Source organism: Parvimonas sp. C2 (assembly GCF_035282405.1).
Taxonomy (GTDB): Bacteria; Bacillota; Clostridia; order Tissierellales; family Peptoniphilaceae; genus Parvimonas.
Map to the genome: position 1 here is coordinate 509665 of NZ_JAYKBP010000001.1, position 19051 is coordinate 528715.

Genomic DNA, 19051 nt, shown 5'->3' on the forward strand with positions numbered 1-19051 from the left:
ATTATTCTCCTTTTACAATATTTTCTACAATTTTTACAAGTAATTCTGATCCTTTTTCCATATATGAAATAGGAACAAATTCATATCTACCGTGGAAATTAAATCCACCAGCAAAAATATTTGGACAAGGTAGACCCATGAAAGAAAGTCTTGATCCATCAGTACCTCCTCTAATTGCTTGAATTTTTGGAGTAATTCCAATTTCAACCATTGAATTATAGGCAAGGTCGATTATATCTTTTCTATCTTCCAATTTTTCTCTCATATTGTAATATGAATCTTTAAGTTCCAAAGTGATTGAATTATCATATCTGAAATTTAAAATTTCAACTATTTTTTTCATATATTCTTTTTTATTTTCAAATTTTGCTCTATCAAAATCTCTTATGATAAATTCCATATGAGTATTTTCAGTATCTCCGTTCATTTCCAATAAATGATAGAAACCGTCATATCCTTCAGTATGTTCAGGTCTTTCATTTGCAGGTAACATTGATAAAAGATTATGAGCAACCATAAGTGAATTTCTCATAATATCTTTTGCTGAACCCGGATGAACATTTTTTCCTTTAATATCTACAACTGCACTACAAGCATTGAAACTTTCATATTCAAGTTCTCCAATAGGTCCACCGTCAATTGTATAAGCAAAGTCTGCTCCAAATTTTTTTACATCAAAATAATCAGCTCCACGCCCAATTTCTTCATCGGGAGTAAATCCTATTGAAATATCTCCATGTGGTAAATTATTTGATATAATTTTTTGAATTGCATCCATAATAATTGCAATACCCGACTTGTCATCAGCCCCCAATAAAGTATTTCCATCAGTTGTTATAAGTCTTTCTCCTACAACTTCATTTAAACAAGGGAATTCTTTTACGGACATTGTAAATTCATCATTTAACTTAATATCTCCTCCTTTGTAATCAACAAATTGAGGATTTACGTTTGCTCCGGTAAGTTCTGTTGCAGTATCCATATGTGCAATAAAACCAACTTTTTTAAGATTCTTTTCTACATTTGATTTCAAATGAGCATAAACATAACCCTTTTCATCAATATGAGCATTTTCAATTCCCATTTCTTTTAATTGCTTTACAAGTAAATTTCCCAAGTTCTTTTGTTTCTCTGTTGAAGGAACGGTTTTAGACTTAGGATTTGATTGAGTGTCCATTTTTGCATATTCCACAAAACGATCTACTATATTCATAACTACCTCCAAATATTTTATTTCATATTTATTTTACCACAATTTTAAAATTAAAAAAAGATAGCAATTATCTTCTGCTATCTTTTCATCTGATTATATCTTTTTATATTTTCTTCTGTTAAAAACTCAAAAGCTGAATTAATTTCTTGAAATTTCTCAGTTGTATCCCTATCTCTATTCAAATCAGGATGATATTTTTTAGCAAGTTTTCTATATTGTAACTTAACCTGATAAAAATCTATATCATAAGAATTAAACTCCAAAACCCTACAAGCATTTTCAAATTTATTTTTAAAATCGCTATATGGATCATAACTTGCACCGGTATTTTGATAATATCCTTGATTTCCTTGATAACCACTATAGAACCCACCATTATTTGAAAAAAATTCATTAAAAGAATTAAATCGTCTTTCCCATTCTTCTTGCTCTCTTCTTTGTCTTTCTTCTCTTTCTCTTTGACGCTCTTCTTCTTGAACCCTTTCATATTTTCTTTTATAATCTTTAAAAGATGAATATCCCTTGTTGTTCCCTAATAAAAAATTTCCATAATCATTTAGATATTCACATAGTGAATAATTAATATATCTTAAAAAAGAAATAAATTTCTTTCCTAAAAACGGAACTATGAAAAAAACAAATATTATTAGCCAAAAAACCGGATTGGAAAGTAAAAATATCAGTAGCAAAGGAAGCAAAAACGAACCTAAAGTTAAAAAAGCTATTCCAATTAATACCAAAAATATGGAGATACTACTTAGCAAATTTACAATATATGATAAGCCAGTTACCATTGCCCCTAAAATTTTATCTAAAACTTTAGAAAGTCCTAAAATAAATTTCCCAAAAAGTTTTTTCACACTATTCTCCAAATTCTTCCTTTAAAATTTCATAAAGTGCTTGTGCTTCTTCCTTTGTAAGAGTTATTCCCTTAGACATTCTCTCATGACTTGGATTCCAATCTCTTATATCGTATTTTGGTTCTCTCTCATTCCAACTCACTAAATTTAATTCTTTCCTCCAACCTTTTTCATTTTCAGAAAGAACCCCTAATTCCTCTGTAATTTCAAATTTTAATTCCATTTTCTCCTCCTAATTTAACATTCCATTTTTATTTGTAGGCAAAGACGCTATAAATCCATCCATTAAACCATTTTTTATTTTTATTAAAACCTCAATTGAATGATTTATATCTGCCTTTCTATGCTCAACTTTTTTCAATAACTTTTGCATTCTCTCAACCTTTTTTTCATCAAGAGTATCTTTGCATGATTCTCCAAGAGTTTTTACTTCTCTTTGCAAAAATTCCAAATTCTTTTCTAAAGTTCGAATATTTTCTGAATATTCATCAATATCAAAATCTATCGGATTTTTTATCAATCTTTCTTCTTCAATAGTTTTAAAAATTTTATTCATTGTTCTTTTGCTGTCATCAGCTTTAGCCTTTAGCGTCTTTTTCCAAAGCTCTTTATCCCAATTTTTACTATTTGTCTGTGGAGAAATTTCCTTTGCAATCGCTTTAAAGACATCATCACAAGTGCTATTTTCTTCAGTATCAAGTTCATCAAATAATCCTACAAAATTTTTAACTTCATTTGAATTAAATTTTTTGCTATTTTTATTCTCTGAATCTATGATTGTATAAACTTGACTTACATCTACAAAATTATCTGCAAATTCAAGAGTTTTTAAAATTTCCCCTGCCCTAAATAGATTCATAACATCTCTTTCAAGAGACTTTTGAATTTTCATAAGACTTTCAATATTCTTTTTATATAAAAGTTTAAACTTTTCATCATCTTCTAAAACTAAGTCGTTTCTAATTGAAATAATTTCCTCTTTTAGAAGTAATAACTCCGCTAAATTTTCTCTTAAATCATCATATTGATTATATAAATTTTCATTAATCATAAAACATCACCTTCCATATAAGTAGAAAATTTGCTTTTATCAAAATTTAATACTAATTTTTCTTTCTTTAACCTATTCATCTTTTTTATCTTAATTTCTCTTTTGAGTGCTTCTGATTTCGTTTCAAAAATTTCAAAATAAACGAGTTTTACAGGAGTTCTTCCTCTTGTATATTTTGCACCACAGCCTGAATTATGTTTTTCAAATCTGGCTTTTAAATCAGTCGTATAGCCAGTATAAAAACTTCCGTCCTTACACTCCAACATATAAACAAAAGTCATCATAATATTTCCTTTAAAACATCATTTATAACATCAAATCCAAAACCACGATAAGCCAAATAATTTATAATTTTTTGCCTTTTCTTGAAATTATCCTCTTCATTTGACAATAGGTTCAACTTTTTTATACCCATTTTAAGAGCATTATCAAATTCTTCATCGTATTCAAACTCATCCAAAAAATCTTCAAAAATATTTTTAGAAATTCCCTTTTGAATTAATAAAGATTTGATTTTATTTTTTCCATAGCCATTTAATTTTTTCTTATCTTCAATAAATATTTCACAATAGACTCTGTCGTTTAAATATTCCTCTTTTTCTAAAATATCCAAAACTTCGTCTATAACATCTTCTGCAAAGTCATTTTCTTTAAGTTTTAATCTTACTTCATACTTAGTTTTCAACTTTCCTGAAATATAATTTATTGCTCTCGACTTTGCTCTTTCAATATCTGAAAAATACTTCATTTCTAAAATTTCATTTTCTGAAAAATCCATATCAACTGAAACTTTATACTTTTCAAAAATATTGTAATTCAAAAGAAGCTTTGTTTCATCCTCAAAAATTACTTCAAAAACTTCTTTAGACTTACTATAATTTATTTTTATAACTTGCATTATCTAAATAATCCTATAATTGTTGGCAATATTCCTACTACCATCATCAAAGCTAATATAAGTGCAACAATTCTAGTTGCTGTTTCTCTTTTCATAAAATCACCTGCTTTTTTTAACTAACTCACATAAATACTGATTTATAAATTCATCAATATTCCCATTTATAACAGATTCCACATTTCCAGTTTCATAACCTGTTCTATGATCTTTGACAAGTGTATAAGGTTGAAATACATAAGATCTTATCTGTGAACCCCAAGCTATTTGAGAATATTTCCCTTGAATATCTTCTATTTTTTCTCTATTTTCTTCTTGTTTTATAATTAAGAGTTTTGCAATAAGCTGTCTCATCGCTGTATCTCTATTAAATATTTGACTTCTTTCGGATTGACAACAAACAGTTACTCCTGTTGGAATATGAGTTATTCTGACTGCTGAATCCGTTTTATTGACATGTTGTCCTCCGGCACCACCAGATCTATAAGTATCAATCCTTAAATCTTTAGGATTTATTTCAATATCGGTAATTTCTTCAATTTCTGGAAAAACATCTACACTTGCAAAACTTGTATGTCTCTTATTTGAAGAATCATAAGGAGAAATTCTAACAAGTCTATGAACTCCTTTTTCCCCTTTTAAAAATCCATAGGCGTTTTTGCCGTCAACTTTTAAAGTAACAGACTTAATTCCACCTTCAGTATCAGAATTGTAATCTAAAATTGAAAATGAAAAACCCTTACTGTTAATCCATCTTGTATAAAGACGTTGTAACATTTCAGTCCAATCTTGGGCGTCTGTACCACCGGCTCCAGCATGAATTTCTAGAATGGCATTATTTGAGTCATATTCTCCAACCATTAAAGTATTTAACTTCAACGATAAATATTCTTTTTCAATATTGTGAATATTTTTTAATGCTTCTCTTTCATACTCCATAAATTCTTCGTCAGATAAAATTTCTAAAAATTCTATTGAGTCTACAATCTTCTGGCTTAGACAAGTAAAAGTTTCAATCTTAAATTTCAAATTTTTCATATTATCCAAAATTGACTTTGCATTTTTAGAATCATTCCAAAAATCTTCTTTGAAACTTTGAGCCTCAAGACTCCTATACTCATCCTCTAACTTAGAAATGTCAAAGTGAATCACCAATTTCTAACAAATTTTGTTGCAGTTTTTTTAGTCTTTCAATAACCGTACTTAAATTTTCCATCTCTCCCCCAACGACAACAATAAAATACAATCTTTTTTATTTTAAAATAGAGTTAATTACATTCAATAATGAAAATATAATTACAGTTAATTTTATACTATTAATATATTTTCGTCAAGTCCAACAAAAAAGGTAGTGTGTCAAAATACAAAATTTTTACACTACCTTTCATATTAAATTCAACCCATATGTTCAATTTTTTCTCTTTGCAAATACTTCACCATTTGTAACCCAACTCTTGCCATTATCAAAAGATGTTTTGCTTTCCCAATGAAATGTGTCGAGAGTAATATTTGAAAATATCCATTGATTAAGACTCTCTGTTTTCTCTTTATTCACTAGTACAATTTTATCATCTATTTTTTCTGCTTCCAAACAAACCATCTTTCCTAAACAGGAATAGCAAATATCCCATTTTTTCTTTTTTGGATTATATATTCTTATAGTTGTACCATATTCAGCATCCGGTTGTGGAGTTGCAACTCTTTCTACTCTTGACGGACAAATGAAAACATCTTGAATTCCTTGACCGTTCAATATCTCTGAAAACAACCATTCTCCTATTACATGCCTTTCTTTTTCAGTTCCTTTTCCATCAACCCATTCAATTTCCCATTCTCCAATTAGAGGAGAAAATATATTTTTGCTTTCTGATTTTTCTCCTACCAATGCTTCAAAAAAATTATTCATATATAAATACAAACCTCCCAAATAAATATTTTTAAAATCTATAACATAATTTGACAATTATATTATAACATATTTTTATTGCATATAAATTATCAATAAAAAAATTGAGAAGTCCCTTTAAAAATTTACTTCCCAATCTTAATTACAGAATATTTTTTATTGTCTCACTATTTTTACTTTTAAACTTCTTAGATACGCTTTTTCTTCTTCAGTAATTCTTCTACTTTCTATTGCCTTTTGAATGGCTTTATTATGAGTCCAATCATCAAGTTTTTTATTTTCTATAAACTTTATAGCATACTTTTGTTGTTTTGCAAGAGCAGTGGCAAAATACCAAGCAATCATCATATTTACATAATATTCTTCAGACCTTACTTTTGAAACAATTTTCAAATGTTCATCTTTAAAATTTTCATCCAAATAATTTGAAAGCAAAAGGCCAATTCCGTATCTTATAACATAAGTTTTTTCATCTTTTATCCAATCTAAAATATATCTATATGTCTCATTTGGATATTTCTTAAAAACTTTCGGAGAAAATAAGTCGCAAGTTGCCCAATTATCAATAAAAGGAATAAATTTTTCTGTATATTCCATTGCTAAATCAAAATCTTTTATTTGCTCAATTAAACATCCATGTAAATTATTTTCTTCATAGTATTTATGCGGAATATTATTTAAAAATTCAAAAGTTCTTTTTTCATCTTCTTTAAATAATTTTTTTGCATAATTTCTTAAATCAGGGGTTCTAACTCCAATTATTAAGTCTTTATCTACTGTTGGAATAAGTTTAGCATTAAAATTTTTATATTCGATATCTTGAAAAGAAAATAAATCATTCAATATTTTATCCATATATTTTCCTTTCCGATTATCTTATTTTTAATTTCTCAAATAATTCTTCGTCTGATTTATAAGTTTCATGCATTGGTGAAGGCATAGCATTATCAGATTTATATCCCATGAATAAAAGTAATTCTACTTTGTTTTGTTCAGGAATATCAAATTTTTCCTTAACTATTTCAGATTTAAATGCTTTGATAATAACTGAACCTAATCCTAAATCTTCAGCTTCAAGAACCATATGTGTTGCAACAATTGCAGAATCAACAACTCCACTTGGAATTCCGTCTTCATATTTACAACATTCATCCGAATTATATGTTATAACAAACATAAGTTGTGAATTATATTCACAAGGAGATGACTCATTTAAAAGTTTTAATTTTTCGTCATCAGTACAATAGTATATTTTTATCGGTTGGCTATTTTTTGCAGTTGGTGCAATTTTTCCAGCTTCTAAAATTTTTAAAATCTTTTCTTTTTCAACCTTTTTACTTGAAAAATCTCTTACTGAATATCTCTTTTTTGCTAATTCTAAAAAATTCATAACTACCTCCTTTATAGATTTGCAACTTTGAAAAGTTTCCCATCTATTTCAACTTTTCTAAGTCTTTTTTCAAAATCAATTCTTTTAATCCAAACTTCCCTTTCACAACCTAGACATTTCAATTTTATTTCAATTCCCGTTTTTAAAATCTCCCATCTATTTGTTCCACAAGGATGTTCTTTTTTTAGCACTACAATATCCGATACTTTATATTTATACAATTTTATCACCCTTTTCAAGTTTCAAAAATTCAATATTTTTTTCTTTAAATTTTTTATACAATTCTTCTCTTAAATTTTTTTCATTTTGCCATTGTGTTGACTGTTTACTCCAAAGAGCAACAGCTATTTTTATATAATAACTTCCCATTTCTGTAACTCCGAAAAATACCGGATCTTTAATTACACTTTTATGTTTCTTTGAAAATTCTGTCGAAAAATCGCTTATAATTTTCTTAATCTTTTCAACATCAACATCCGTTGGAAAACAAAATGTCACAACAGATCTTTGATTATTTTTACTAAAGTTTGTAACAGTCGTTATACTTCCATTTGAAATTGTATTTATACTTCCATCATAACCTTGTATCTGAGTATTTCGCATGTTTATAGACATAATATTGCCAGAAATTCCATTTATAATAACATCATCCCCAATATTATATTGGTCGTCTAACAGAATAAAAACTCCACTGAATAAATCTTTAATAATACTTTGAACTCCAAATGCAATAATAATACCACCAACTCCAGCAGTTGCTATTAAAGATAAAGTATTTACATCAAAAATGCTTAAAATTATAACTATTACAATAAAATAAATTATATATTTCAAAACACTTGATGATATAGAAACTATCGAGTTTACCTTTTTAGAGTTTCTAAAATCATTTGATTTATACGTTTTAACTAAATTTGTCAAAGCTTTTGTAAAAATATAAATTATAATTTTAGCCACCAAGAAAACTATTATAGATAAAATTACTTTTATAATTATACTTCTAATAGACTCCGAATAAATCAAATTTTCAAAAAATTTACTCATTAATATTTATCTCCGTTACAACATTTCCTCTATCTTGTGTCTTTTCAAAAAGCCAAAGATAATCAACATTTTTACCCGCTTCTTTTAGTGATTTTACTGTTTCAAGTTCACTTGGATCAAGTAAAATTGCAAGACCACAAGAACGACTTACTTCCCTTGGTGTTGGAATTGTTTTAAATTTCTTATCTAAATTCTTAAGTTCTTTCTCTAATTGCATTGTATGATTAACTGAATTAAAAGTCAATAATAAATATTTTTCGTCCAAAAAAACCCCTCCTATTTTATTTTTTTGTATTTATCTTTTTGAATCAAATAAACTGAATCTTCACTTTGAATAGAATCTACTATTTCACCTGAAAATTCTTTAGTTTTAAAAGTGGATTTATCAATCAATACATACCCATTTTTTTTGACTAACAGAATATCTTTACTTAAAATATAAGATTTCACATAGTCATTACCAATATCAACAGTTTTTTCCAATTTTAAATCCTTAGCATTAAAGACTTTTAAGTCTTCAGAAAATAAATAAATTTTTCCAGAATGATAAATAACATTTTTTAAATTTTTTATATAATATTGATTTTTTATGATGTTTTTTTCAAACAAATATAATTTTTCATTTGTTGCAACAAAAAGTTTGTCATCTGAATCATTTACAAAGCCAAATTCTATTATAAATTCATTAAAAAATGTAAAATCGCAAACAGTTGATTTATCTTTTAAATTCAAAATATGAAATCTTGATTTAATAGTATTTTCAGACTTTACATAATCTGTATAAACAAAATTATTTTTACTTTTTGAAAACTTTACATATCCAGGATTTTGAACATCTTCATTTGAATATATTTCTGTCAAATTCTCATCGAAAATTTTAAAACTCGCATTATTGATTAAAATAATTTTATTATTTTCAATAATAAAATCCTGAGTTTCTTTTTCTAATGAAACTCTTTTAATTTCATCAAAATTCTTGCTATACATAATTATTTCATTAGGCATAAGTGAATAGATAACATCATTAGAAACTCTGATTTTCCCATTGTTTTCAATCTCTTTTTCTAATTTTAGTTTTCCATTTTTATTATATCTTGAAAATTTATTATTATTAAAAACAAACATTTCATCTTTAATAAATTCAATTTTAGTATAAGGTTTTGAAAAATCATAAGGCACTTCTTTATTAGAATTGCTCGAAAAGTTATGACTTAAAAATATAATCAATATAATTACTGCAATAGCCGAAATTCCTATTGCAATTCTATTTTTATATTTTGAAATTATTTCCATACTTTCTCCTAAAGACCTAATTTATCTTGCTTTCTTCTAAGTTTAGTTATAATATGGTCTTCATCCAATTCAACCATATCAAGAGTGATAAGTTCATCTTTTTTAACATCAACTTTTAACTTGGTTTTTTTAGTAATCATAGCAATTGGTAAAAGATTTTTTCTTTTTTGATATGCATGGCTTGTTATCTTTCCAAATACAGATTTGCCGCCAATTCCCTCTAAGATTTCTCCTGCTTTCAAATCTCTTTTTGCAACTGTAATTGTATCTGAAACTTGTCCACAAGCTGGAACAATAGTTGATTCTTTTTCAACAATTGCATTATATATTGTGATTGGTGTTTCCAAACTTGTTAAATGATAAGGTCTGTAAATTGCATAATTCGGCCCATCCCCCATTTTTAAATATTTCATTAAATCGTGAACCTCATCACTATCACTTGTTACGATAGCATAAACTCCTGGTGCAACTCCAAAAGCAAAATCTACAGTCTTATAATTATTTAAAATTCCCCCTTGTTCTTTAAGAGAGAAAATTTTCGCTAAATCAGCAGGTGTAGCATCTGGACCATGACAGCCAATGACATCAGGGATAAATCCCAAGGCATTTGCAGTACTTGTAAGTTCAATCATGGTATTAGTTCCATCAATAAAACCTGCAAGCATTTTTGGATAGAGTCCTTTTGAAATTGCTTCCTCTCTAACATCATCCTCTGTTATATAATGATTAAGTGGATTATTTTTCCCTTTTCCAACAGCAAGAAGTTTAAAACCTGCACCTAAAGCAAAATCAGCAAGTTCCATTATTGCTCCAGGTTCATCTCCTGCAGAGCCAGTATAGATTACATTTTTCTTTTTAGCTAAATTAAATAAATATGGCCCAATAACTGCATCACATTCAACATTTAACATAATTGTATGTTTTCTATTTTCAATTGCCTCCATTGCTAAGATTGCTCCAAAAGGAGGATTTCCTGTTGCATCAACAACTCCTTTAATATCTTGTAATTTGCAAGCAATGGTATAATCATCAGAAACGACATACATTCCATTCTTTATAGAATTTTCAATTATCCTTATATTATCACTTGTAGTAATATCTGACTTTCTAACACCGGATGAAATAAGAGCTTCCATAGCTTTTTCAGGTTTTTCATCTATTACAACAGAACTTGTAAGACCTTTAATTCTGGAAAGTTGATTAACAAGTCCCTTTCCCATTTTCCCGGCTCCAATAAGAGCAAACTTAACTTCTCTATTTGCATTATATAAATTATTAAGCTTGTTTTTCATTCTAAACATAAAGTCCTCCAAAATTTATTATTAATTATATTATTCTTATTTTACTACAACATATAAATTTTATCAAATTTTTTTATATAAAAATTACTCTTTACTATATGTAAATTTTAGTGTAAAATTATAGTAGTAAAATTTCATTTAAAATAAAAAATTATATTTAAATTAAATTTATAAATAAAATTATTCAAGACTTTAAATTTTGAATAATTTTTAGAGTAAAATAGATAGGGGATTTTTATGAAGTATTTTAGAAAAACTCTTGCCATTGATTTTGGAACATCAAAGGTAGTAACTTTCGTAGAAAATAAAGGTATCGTAGTTAATGAACCATCAGTCGTTACTATGGATACATATAAAAATAAAATTTTAAATTATGGAGAAACCGCAAAAAAATTATTAGGACGTATTCCGGGAAATGTAGTTGCAAAAAGACCTGTTGTTGGAGGAAATATTGTAGATTTTAATGCAACAGAAGCTATTATAAAAAGAGCTATAAAAAAATCTGTTGGAAATAATTTTTTCAGACCGAATGTTTTAGTTTGTATTGCGAGTGAATTGACACAAGTACAAAAAAGAGCTATAACTCAAGCAGTAAAACTTGCTGGTGCAAACAATGTTGTTCTCTTAGAACAAACAATAACTGCTGCCATTGGTTGTGGTGTAAATGTAAACGATCCATCAGGTACTATGGTTGTAGATATTGGAGCTGGAAAGACAGATATTTCTGTAATTTCAAATGGAGAAATAATTATTGCCAAAAGTATGAGTGTCGGTGGAAATACAATTGATCAAGCAATTGCAGATTTCATTCGTACGAGATATAATATGTTGATTGGAGAAAATACAGCAGAAATTATTAAATTATCAGTTGCAAGAGCATATCCAACAAATGAAGGCTCAATGTATGAAATTAAAGGAAGAAATGTTATGAATGGTCTTCCAATGCATATTTTTGTAAATGATTCAGATATTTCTCATGCAATTGGAATGACTTTAAATAAAATTTTAAATGCAATAACTGAAACTTTGGAAAAAACTCCACCTGAATTAATCGCTGATATTTCTGAAAAGGGATTAATTCTAACTGGAGGTTCATCATTAATTCCTGGACTTGTTGAATTAATAACAGATAGAACACATTTAGAGGTTTTAAATCCAGAAAATCCTGAATTAATGGTAATAAAAGGAGCAGGAAAATTTTTGAAAAATGTTGATTTTTCAAATGATGAAATAGAATATTTAGACGAATTAAAGCGCCATGTTTTAGAACAAAAAGAACAATTAAGAAAGAGATAATATGCAAAGATATAATGATTTAAGTTCTTATCTAAAGGAAAAATTCGGTTCAAAACTTTTAAAACTCTCCATTGATGGAGGGTTTTCTTGTCCAAATAGACAAAACGGAAAAAGTGGTTGTAAATTTTGCTCCGAAAGTGGAAGTGGAGAATTTACAACTAAAAGAAAGTCAATTACCGAACAATTAAATGCTCAAATAGATTTTTTAAAAGAAAAAGATAAAAACAATGGTTATATAGCCTACTTCCAAAGCTATACAAATACATTTTTGCCTATAGAAGAACTTAAGAAAATGTACTATGAGGCAATAAATTTCCCAAATGTAAAAGTGCTATCTATTGCTACAAGAGCAGACTGTTTCAATGAAAAAATTTATAATTTGCTTGCAGAACTGAATAAAAAAATTGAAGTATGGATTGAACTTGGATTACAAAGCTCAAATGAAAATACAAGAAATAATATGAATATCAGTTATAGTACAGAAACTTTTGAAAATTGTGTAAAAAAATTAAAAGAATTAAATATAAAAACTATCTTTCATATAATTTTTGGCCTTCCAAATGAAACAAAAAAAGATTATAAAAATACTATTGATTATGTAAATACTCAAAAACCTTGGGGAATTAAAATTCACAGTCTTTATATTCAGAACGATTGTGAACTATATGAAGAATATTTAAAAAATAATTTCAAAGTCATAACTTTGGATGCATATATAAATGCTTTAATTATGGCAATTGAAAATTTAGACAAGGACATAATTATTCATAGACTCACAGGAGATGGTGACAAAGAAAAACTTGTTGCTCCCCTTTGGTCAAAAGATAAAATTAAAACAATTGGAGAAATTAGTAAAATTCTAAAACAAAAAAATTCATATCAAGGAATAAACTACAAAAAGGACAAAGGAGCTTTATAAAAAGCTCCTTTAACATTTCTCTATTAAATTAATTATCTATAAAAACTTTGAAAATCTAATACAGTCTAAACAATTTCATACCCCATTCATCAATTCCATTTTCTACAAATCCTATTTTTTTCCAAAATCTAATTGAATTTTCTTTCATTGAATTTAAAACATAATGTGTTGCTCCAAGTGGTTTTGTATATTTTTCTAACTTCTTAAAACATTCCAAACCTTTTAATTTATTTCTAAATTCAGGATATATCCAAAAATCCATTATAAAACATTCTCTAAAATATTTTCCATCTTCATTAGTATAAATCGTAAATTGAACAGCACCAATTTCTACATCATTTTCGAAAAAATAAGCAATATAATGTCTATCCTTATCAACAATCATACGATTTTCTAAAAAATCTCTGTACTCGCTACTTAAAAAGTATTCTATATCTTCCTTATCTGTAATAATTTCATCTTCAATTAAATACTTAATATGTTTCTCCCAAAACAAATTAATATCCTTAGCCGAAATTTCTTTTATATATATCATATCTCTCCTACTAAATTCAATCTAATACCGACTTATCAAAGAAATACTCACTTCCATCATCAGTCCTTTTTAAAAGTTTAAAATCAACCATAGATCTTCTCAAATAACAATAATCTACATAATATTTCTTTAAAATTTCATTAATTTCTTTTTCTTTATATTTTCTCTCATCAAAACAAATAGAAGCTAAATAAACAAAAAGTTCATATTTATCTTGCTGTTTTTTTGGCATATTTAAAATCTTACCGTCTTTTATCCATTTATCTTTATTAAATTCCATAAATTTTCTCCAAAACAATTTATTAATTACTATAAATCTTACATTTTAGAAATATTGGCAACTAACTGTTCCAAATATAAAAACAAAAACAGGAAAATTTACAATTTATCACTCCTATTGATACTTTTTAAGGACTTTTAATCAAAATTATCTTTTTTTCATTCAGTTTTCTCCACAACTCCATAAGCATTATTCTGTCAGCTTATTATATTGTTTCAGTTTCATTTTTATTGAAGTATCCGATATTTTCTTTTCTATTGAAGATATTATTTAATTGTTAAAGTGCGACAAACTGGGATTTACTCATTCAAAAATTTTAATAAATCTCTTTTGAGTCTTATCACATACATATCCAATTTTTTCATAGAATTTATGTGCCCCTGTTCTTGATTCTCCTGAATTTAACCTAATAAACTTAATTAATTTTTGTTGAGAGTCCATTTCTAAATGATTGATCAATTTTTTGCCAATACATCTCCCTTGAAACTCTGGTAAAACAGCTAATCCTAGAATATTTAATCCGCAATCCGAATAAAGACTCTCATATATTTCAGCATGTATAAAGCCAACTACTTTATGTGAATCCTCATCCTCATAAACATAAATCAAATGATGATTTTTATCATTCGATAGTTTGGCAATTTGCTTCTCCACTAACTTAGTAGAAACAATATATCCTAAAGAAACATCACATATTTCTCGTATAGATTTAGCATCTTCTTTTTTTATGTTTCTAATCATTTCATTACTCCACAAATTCAAATTTGTCAATTTCTCGTTCTTTCGATTATATCACATTTCTCATTTTTTGTCATTTATTCAACCTAAATATTTATTTTTATAACTATGTTTTTTAATCCAACATAAAATAGTACAAGATTTTTAAGGCTTTTTTCTCTTTTAACTTATTTTATCCTTAAATAGTTCATCATCTTGAATCATTTCCTTACCTTTACTAATTTTTGATTAAGATAATTTTCTTATAAAAAAAGATTGAAGACTAGTCCTCAATCCCTTAATTCTCTTTAATAAATTTTATTATAAAAAATCCATTATATTTTTGCTTTTCTGGTAATAATTTTACAAATTTCTCTGATTTACCCAAAATTTCCACTTCTTCTCTTTTACTAAAAGAACTTTTGTAATTATTATTTAATAGTTTTATTTCGACAAACTGAAATTTAGATTTTAACCCTTACGAAAAATAAAACGGGCTATTCTCCTGAAGTATGTTCTATAATATTATAGTTTAATGCAAAGTGTAGCTATATAGTCATTTCCATAACGTGATAATCTATTTCTTTTGTCACAAGACTCATAAAAATCTATCATAGCGAGACCATTTTTAAGTTGTCCTCTAATCTGAGTTTCTAAGGTATGGCTAAATTCATATCCATATTCTGGATTTATGGTTATCTTGCCTTCCTCTTCAAGCTCTTTTGAATTAAAAGGTATTGAAAACTTTAAAAATAATTCCTCATCGGGTTTGTCCCATACAATGTCAGCATCATACATGTATATCCAAGGATTCATAAATCCGACCATTAACAATCCACCCTTTTTCAATACTCGAGAGGCCTCTTTATATATGTTTTCTAAATCTTCTACATATACATTTGAAACCGGATTAAAAATAATATCAAAAGTTTCATTTTCAAACGGAAATGGTTTTGTCATATCGCCTTGAACTGTGTTGATTTTTAAGCCTTCTCTTTTAGCAACCATATCATCTCTTTGTAATTGTGATTTAGAAAAATCCATTATAGTTACATCATAACCTTTTATAGCAAAAACTGGTCCTTGCTGTCCACCACCACAAGCTAAACCTAATAGCTTTTTTCCGTTTGCTTTTTCAAACCATTCTTTTGGAACTTTTTTCCCAACAGTTAATGCAACAGAAATTGGATTTTTTCTAACTTCTTCTAATTCTTCATGTGTCAATGGCTCAGTATAGTCATTTTTTACATTATTCCATCTATCTTCATTTAATTTTATATAATTGTTCATCTTATAATCTCCTCGTAATTTTATATTATTTCGATTTAAGTTGAATATGTTGCCATTACATTTTTCTCGCCTTTACAAATTCCAATTTGTCAATTTCTCGTCCATCTCATTATATCACTTTTTCCACATTTTGTCTTTTACTCAAGCTAAATATTCATTTTTCTAACTGTATTTTTTTAATCCACTATAAAATAGTACAAGATTTTTAAGTTTTTTTCTTTTTTAACTTATTTTATCCTTAAATAGTTTATCATCTTGAGCCATTTCCTTCCGCTTTACTAATTTTTGATTAAGACAATTTTCTTATAAAAAAAGATTGAAGACTAATCCTCAATCCCTTAATTCTCTTTAATAAATTTTATTATAAAAAATCCATTATGTTTATGTTTTTCAGGTAATAATTTTATAAATTTTTCTGATTTACCAAAAAATTCAACTTCTTTTATTTTTAAATTTTTATGTTTTTCTAAAAAATATTTGACATTTTCTTCATTTTCACATTTCAAAACAGAGCAAGTGCTGTAAACTATCCCTCCTTTATCTTTTAGATATTCTACTGCATTATCAAAAATTTTTCTCTGTAATTCAATTATTTCATCAATAGTTTCTTGACTTCTGAATAATTTTATTTCAGGTTTTCTATCCATAACTCCAATTCCTGAACAAATTACATCACAGAGTATATAGTTAAATTGTTCTTTATATTCCTCTTTGTAAATTGAAGCGTCAAAATTTAGTAATTTTACATTTTTTATATTAAGTCTTTTACAATTTTCTTCTATCTTTTTTAATTTACTTTTTACAATATCGTTCGCAAAGATTTCTCCACTATTTTTCATCTGAAAAGCTATATGACAAGTTTTTCCACCCGGTGCGGAACAAATATCTAAAACTTTTGAATTTTCTTTTGGAGCTAAAACTTCTCCCGTTAAAATACTTCCAACATCTTGAACCGTAAAATCTCCTATTTTAAAACTTTCAGTCTCCAATATATTAGTAGGATTTTCTACAAAATAAGTAAGTTTTGAAATTTCAGATTTTTTAAGCTTATATCCGTCTTTTTCCAAATCCTTAACAACTTTTTCTTCCATTCTTTCAAAAGATGAAATTCTTATTGCAAAATGAGGTTTGAACATTGAATTTTCAAGAATTTTTATAGTTTCTTCCCTGCCATAATCTGCAAGTAAATTTTTTACAATATCCATATTTGCAGAGTATTTTATAGAGATAGCTTCCTCTACATCGTCAGCTTCAATCTTCATAAAGTCTTCTTTATTTCTCAAAAAATTTCTTAAAGATCCATTAACAAAAGAGGAAAATTTTTTAAGTTTAAAAACTTTTGTAAGATTAACAGCCTCATTTATTATTGCAAATTCAGGAATTTTATCCATAAAAATAATCTGATAGATAGAAATTCTTAGAATATTTAAAATATACGGATTGAACTTTTTAATTCTTAATTTACAGAGCTTTTTGATTATATAATCAAGATAAATTCTGTTTTCCAAAGTGCCATATACAATTTCTCTTAAAAATTTGCTATCTAAATCAGAAATATTTTTTGTTTTTTTATTTAATAAATTTGTTGAATTTGAATTTTCATCTTTGATTTCACAAAGAATTTCAACTGCAAGTTTTCTCATTATTTTAAAATTTCTCCAACTTTTATAGAATTACCACAAAGATAGTCTTTAACCAAAACTCTTTTTTTACCTGAAAATTGAATTTCTAAAAGTTTTATACTTCCGTCTATAGTTTTAACAAAAATTCCATCATCTGAAACTTTAAAAATTGTTCCTACAATTTCATTCGGGTTTTCTTTTGAAATTTCAGCTCTATGAATTTTTATGTTTTCTCCCATATATTCACAAAACGTACTTGGCCAATTATAAAAACCTCTTACTTTGTTGAAAATATTTCTTGAAGTATCATTAAAATTAAGTTTTCCCATTTCCTTTTTAATCATTGGAGCATAGGAAAAAATATCTCCCTGTTTAACTCTATTTTCATATTTATTTTCAAAGTCATTGATAGTTTTAACAATCAATTTTGAACCCATTTTTGAAAGTCTTTCATAAAGAGTTTCAGCATTATCCGACTCTAAAATTTCTGTTTCTTCAATATCCAAAACATCTCCCGTATCAAGCCCAACATCTATTGACATAATGCTTACACCCGTTTTTTCTAGTCCATTTACAATAGCCCAATTTATTGGCGCAGAACCTCTAAGTTCCGGTAAAATTGAAGCATGAATATTTAAAATTCTACCTTTCATAAAGTCGATTAACCTTTTGTCAATTATCTGTCCAAATGCAACTACAACAATAAAATCAGGGTTTATTTCTTTTACGAATTCAAAAAATACATCACTCTTTACACTATCAGGAGTTACAACTTCAAGTCCAAGCTCCAATGCTCTTTGCTTTACGGGAGTTGGTAATAATTTTTTTCTATTTCTAAGTTTATCTTTTTGAGAAACAACTAAAGAAACTTCAAAATTTTCATTCAAAGTTTCTAAAGGTGGGACTGCGAAATCCGGAGTTCCCATAAAAATTATTTTTTTCATTATTCTGCCTCACCATAATACAATTTTTCATACATTTCAGCTTCTTCTCCTTCTAAAGCTAAATCTGTAAATAAAATTCCATTTAAGTGATCTATTTCGTGACAAATGCAAACGGCTAAAAGTCCTGTTGCATCTATAATTTGTTCATTTTCATCTACATCCGTATATTTGAATTTTACTTTTTCAGGTCTTTTTACAAAACCTCTAACATCAGGAATTGAAAGACAGCCTTCAGGTCCAACTTGTTCTCCGGAACTTTCTAAAATTTCAGGATTTATCATTTTAATTAATCCATGTTCATCTCCAACATCAATTGTTACAAGTCTTTTTAAAATTCCAATTTGAGGACATGCAAGTCCAACTCCGTCTGAATTATACATTGTTTCTGCCATATCTTCAAGCAGATTTTTTATTTTATCGTCAATAACTTCAACTTTCCTTGCCTTTTTTCTAAGAACAGGATCGTCGTCAATTCTAATATTTCTTAATGCCATT

Annotated in this window: 24 protein-coding genes; 2 read left to right on the forward strand and 22 right to left on the reverse strand. The window is 27.1% G+C overall.

The genetic code is table 11. The annotated features are described in order from the left end of the window. Position 1 precedes the first annotated feature (1 nt). The 15 genes from pepT to VJI95_RS02570 all read right to left on the reverse strand — a co-directional run bounded on the left by pepT (position 2) and on the right by VJI95_RS02570 (position 10953). On the reverse strand, positions 2–1213 hold the full coding sequence (pepT, locus tag VJI95_RS02500) for a peptidase T (protein WP_324010119.1): 1212 nt from the start codon (positions 1211–1213) through the stop codon (positions 2–4). Positions 1214–1290: 77 nt separating this feature from the next. Continuing rightward, positions 1291–2073 (reverse strand): J domain-containing protein, encoded by a 783-nt coding sequence (locus VJI95_RS02505; RefSeq protein ID WP_324010120.1) that lies wholly within the window; start codon positions 2071–2073, stop codon positions 1291–1293. A gap of 1 nt (position 2074) precedes the next feature. After that, complete coding sequence (locus VJI95_RS02510) at positions 2075–2296, reverse strand: YdbC family protein (protein ID WP_324010121.1); 222 nt, start codon at positions 2294–2296, stop codon at positions 2075–2077. A gap of 9 nt (positions 2297–2305) precedes the next feature. Further along, entirely contained in the window at positions 2306–3124 is an 819-nt protein-coding gene (locus VJI95_RS02515; protein WP_324010122.1) for a hypothetical protein, read from the reverse strand. Continuing rightward, positions 3121–3408: a GIY-YIG nuclease family protein gene (locus tag VJI95_RS02520; protein ID WP_323998855.1), complete on the reverse strand. Its 288-nt coding sequence runs from the start codon at positions 3406–3408 to the stop codon at positions 3121–3123. Before VJI95_RS02520 ends, VJI95_RS02515 begins: the two co-directional genes overlap by 4 nt. Next, entirely contained in the window at positions 3405–4022 is a 618-nt protein-coding gene (locus VJI95_RS02525) for a regulatory protein RecX (protein ID WP_324010123.1), read from the reverse strand. Before VJI95_RS02525 ends, VJI95_RS02520 begins: the two co-directional genes overlap by 4 nt. 99 nt (positions 4023–4121) lie before the next feature. Beyond that, positions 4122–5235, reverse strand: a protein-coding gene (gene prfB, locus VJI95_RS02530) for a peptide chain release factor 2 (protein ID WP_324010124.1) whose coding sequence is annotated in 2 segments (ribosomal slippage) — positions 4122–5159 and positions 5161–5235 — 1113 coding nt in all. Because the reading frame shifts where the segments join, the coding sequence is not laid out codon by codon here. A 192-nt stretch (positions 5236–5427) separates the two neighbouring features. Next, on the reverse strand, positions 5428–5925 hold the full coding sequence (locus tag VJI95_RS02535; protein ID WP_324010125.1) for a hypothetical protein: 498 nt from the start codon (positions 5923–5925) through the stop codon (positions 5428–5430). A gap of 156 nt (positions 5926–6081) precedes the next feature. Further along, a complete protein-coding gene (locus VJI95_RS02540) occupies positions 6082–6780 on the reverse strand; it encodes a DNA alkylation repair protein (protein WP_324010126.1) in 699 nt (232 codons plus the stop codon). A 16-nt stretch (positions 6781–6796) separates the two neighbouring features. After that, complete coding sequence (locus VJI95_RS02545) at positions 6797–7315, reverse strand: nitroreductase family protein (RefSeq protein WP_324010127.1); 519 nt, start codon at positions 7313–7315, stop codon at positions 6797–6799. 11 nt (positions 7316–7326) lie between these two features. Continuing rightward, positions 7327–7536: a DUF951 domain-containing protein gene (locus VJI95_RS02550; protein ID WP_009372460.1), complete on the reverse strand. Its 210-nt coding sequence runs from the start codon at positions 7534–7536 to the stop codon at positions 7327–7329. Then, a complete protein-coding gene (locus VJI95_RS02555) occupies positions 7529–8359 on the reverse strand; it encodes a mechanosensitive ion channel family protein (RefSeq protein WP_324010128.1) in 831 nt (276 codons plus the stop codon). The genes VJI95_RS02550 and VJI95_RS02555 overlap by 8 nt, the downstream gene beginning before the upstream one ends. After that, positions 8352–8624 carry a DUF3343 domain-containing protein gene (locus VJI95_RS02560; protein ID WP_314720443.1) on the reverse strand — a complete coding sequence of 91 codons (273 nt, stop codon included), beginning with the start codon at positions 8622–8624 and terminating at the stop codon, positions 8352–8354. Before VJI95_RS02560 ends, VJI95_RS02555 begins: the two co-directional genes overlap by 8 nt. A gap of 11 nt (positions 8625–8635) precedes the next feature. Continuing rightward, positions 8636–9652, reverse strand: coding sequence for a hypothetical protein (locus VJI95_RS02565; RefSeq protein WP_324010129.1), 1017 nt, complete (start codon positions 9650–9652; stop codon positions 8636–8638). An 8-nt stretch (positions 9653–9660) separates the two neighbouring features. Further along, the gene (locus tag VJI95_RS02570; protein ID WP_324010130.1) at positions 9661–10953 is read right to left on the reverse strand and encodes an NAD(P)H-dependent oxidoreductase; all 1293 of its coding nucleotides are present in this window, start codon (positions 10951–10953) and stop codon (positions 9661–9663) included. Between the two features lie 237 nt (positions 10954–11190). Between VJI95_RS02570 and VJI95_RS02575 the strand changes: the two genes are divergently transcribed. Together VJI95_RS02575 and VJI95_RS02580 are read left to right on the forward strand one after the other, a co-directional pair. Then, positions 11191–12249, forward strand: a complete 1059-nt coding sequence (locus VJI95_RS02575; RefSeq protein WP_324010131.1) for a rod shape-determining protein — start codon at positions 11191–11193, stop codon at positions 12247–12249. Position 12250: 1 nt separating this feature from the next. Further along, on the forward strand, positions 12251–13168 hold the full coding sequence (locus tag VJI95_RS02580; protein ID WP_324010132.1) for a TIGR01212 family radical SAM protein: 918 nt from the start codon (positions 12251–12253) through the stop codon (positions 13166–13168). A 55-nt stretch (positions 13169–13223) separates the two neighbouring features. Here the strand turns inward: VJI95_RS02580 and VJI95_RS02585 are convergent, their stop codons facing one another. The 7 genes from VJI95_RS02585 to def form a co-directional block, all read right to left on the reverse strand. Continuing rightward, positions 13224–13703, reverse strand: coding sequence for a GNAT family N-acetyltransferase (locus VJI95_RS02585; protein WP_324010133.1), 480 nt, complete (start codon positions 13701–13703; stop codon positions 13224–13226). Between the two features lie 16 nt (positions 13704–13719). Further along, the gene (locus tag VJI95_RS02590; RefSeq protein WP_323998869.1) at positions 13720–13983 is read right to left on the reverse strand and encodes a DUF2087 domain-containing protein; all 264 of its coding nucleotides are present in this window, start codon (positions 13981–13983) and stop codon (positions 13720–13722) included. Between the two features lie 303 nt (positions 13984–14286). Then, positions 14287–14724 carry a GNAT family N-acetyltransferase gene (locus VJI95_RS02595; protein WP_324010134.1) on the reverse strand — a complete coding sequence of 146 codons (438 nt, stop codon included), beginning with the start codon at positions 14722–14724 and terminating at the stop codon, positions 14287–14289. Between the two features lie 501 nt (positions 14725–15225). Beyond that, the gene (locus VJI95_RS02600; RefSeq protein WP_324010135.1) at positions 15226–15990 is read right to left on the reverse strand and encodes a class I SAM-dependent methyltransferase; all 765 of its coding nucleotides are present in this window, start codon (positions 15988–15990) and stop codon (positions 15226–15228) included. Between the two features lie 338 nt (positions 15991–16328). Then, a complete protein-coding gene (gene rsmB / locus VJI95_RS02605) occupies positions 16329–17633 on the reverse strand; it encodes a 16S rRNA (cytosine(967)-C(5))-methyltransferase RsmB (protein WP_324010136.1) in 1305 nt (434 codons plus the stop codon). Continuing rightward, positions 17633–18556, reverse strand: a complete 924-nt coding sequence (gene fmt / locus VJI95_RS02610; RefSeq protein ID WP_324010137.1) for a methionyl-tRNA formyltransferase — start codon at positions 18554–18556, stop codon at positions 17633–17635. Before fmt ends, rsmB begins: the two co-directional genes overlap by 1 nt. Beyond that, complete coding sequence (def, locus tag VJI95_RS02615; protein ID WP_324010138.1) at positions 18556–19050, reverse strand: peptide deformylase; 495 nt, start codon at positions 19048–19050, stop codon at positions 18556–18558. The genes fmt and def overlap by 1 nt, the downstream gene beginning before the upstream one ends. Position 19051 lies beyond the last annotated feature (1 nt).

Coding starts and splice junctions, on each gene's coding strand:
- VJI95_RS02600 (WP_324010135.1), bottom strand. CDS start 15,990: ATGAACAATTATATAAAATTAAATGAAGATAGATGGAATAATGTAAAA.
- VJI95_RS02510 (WP_324010121.1), bottom strand. CDS start 2,296: ATGGAATTAAAATTTGAAATTACAGAGGAATTAGGGGTTCTTTCTGAA.
- VJI95_RS02555 (WP_324010128.1), bottom strand. CDS start 8,359: ATGAGTAAATTTTTTGAAAATTTGATTTATTCGGAGTCTATTAGAAGT.
- VJI95_RS02520 (WP_323998855.1), bottom strand. CDS start 3,408: ATGATGACTTTTGTTTATATGTTGGAGTGTAAGGACGGAAGTTTTTAT.
- pepT (WP_324010119.1), bottom strand. CDS start 1,213: ATGAATATAGTAGATCGTTTTGTGGAATATGCAAAAATGGACACTCAA.
- VJI95_RS02595 (WP_324010134.1), bottom strand. CDS start 14,724: ATGATTAGAAACATAAAAAAAGAAGATGCTAAATCTATACGAGAAATA.
- VJI95_RS02525 (WP_324010123.1), bottom strand. CDS start 4,022: ATGCAAGTTATAAAAATAAATTATAGTAAGTCTAAAGAAGTTTTTGAA.
- VJI95_RS02540 (WP_324010126.1), bottom strand. CDS start 6,780: ATGGATAAAATATTGAATGATTTATTTTCTTTTCAAGATATCGAATAT.
- VJI95_RS02580 (WP_324010132.1), top strand. CDS start 12,251: ATGCAAAGATATAATGATTTAAGTTCTTATCTAAAGGAAAAATTCGGT.
- VJI95_RS02565 (WP_324010129.1), bottom strand. CDS start 9,652: ATGGAAATAATTTCAAAATATAAAAATAGAATTGCAATAGGAATTTCG.
- VJI95_RS02575 (WP_324010131.1), top strand. CDS start 11,191: ATGAAGTATTTTAGAAAAACTCTTGCCATTGATTTTGGAACATCAAAG.
- VJI95_RS02585 (WP_324010133.1), bottom strand. CDS start 13,703: ATGATATATATAAAAGAAATTTCGGCTAAGGATATTAATTTGTTTTGG.
- VJI95_RS02590 (WP_323998869.1), bottom strand. CDS start 13,983: ATGGAATTTAATAAAGATAAATGGATAAAAGACGGTAAGATTTTAAAT.
- VJI95_RS02545 (WP_324010127.1), bottom strand. CDS start 7,315: ATGAATTTTTTAGAATTAGCAAAAAAGAGATATTCAGTAAGAGATTTT.
- fmt (WP_324010137.1), bottom strand. CDS start 18,556: ATGAAAAAAATAATTTTTATGGGAACTCCGGATTTCGCAGTCCCACCT.
- rsmB (WP_324010136.1), bottom strand. CDS start 17,633: ATGAGAAAACTTGCAGTTGAAATTCTTTGTGAAATCAAAGATGAAAAT.
- def (WP_324010138.1), bottom strand. CDS start 19,050: ATGGCATTAAGAAATATTAGAATTGACGACGATCCTGTTCTTAGAAAA.
- VJI95_RS02570 (WP_324010130.1), bottom strand. CDS start 10,953: ATGTTTAGAATGAAAAACAAGCTTAATAATTTATATAATGCAAATAGA.
- VJI95_RS02515 (WP_324010122.1), bottom strand. CDS start 3,124: ATGATTAATGAAAATTTATATAATCAATATGATGATTTAAGAGAAAAT.
- VJI95_RS02535 (WP_324010125.1), bottom strand. CDS start 5,925: ATGAATAATTTTTTTGAAGCATTGGTAGGAGAAAAATCAGAAAGCAAA.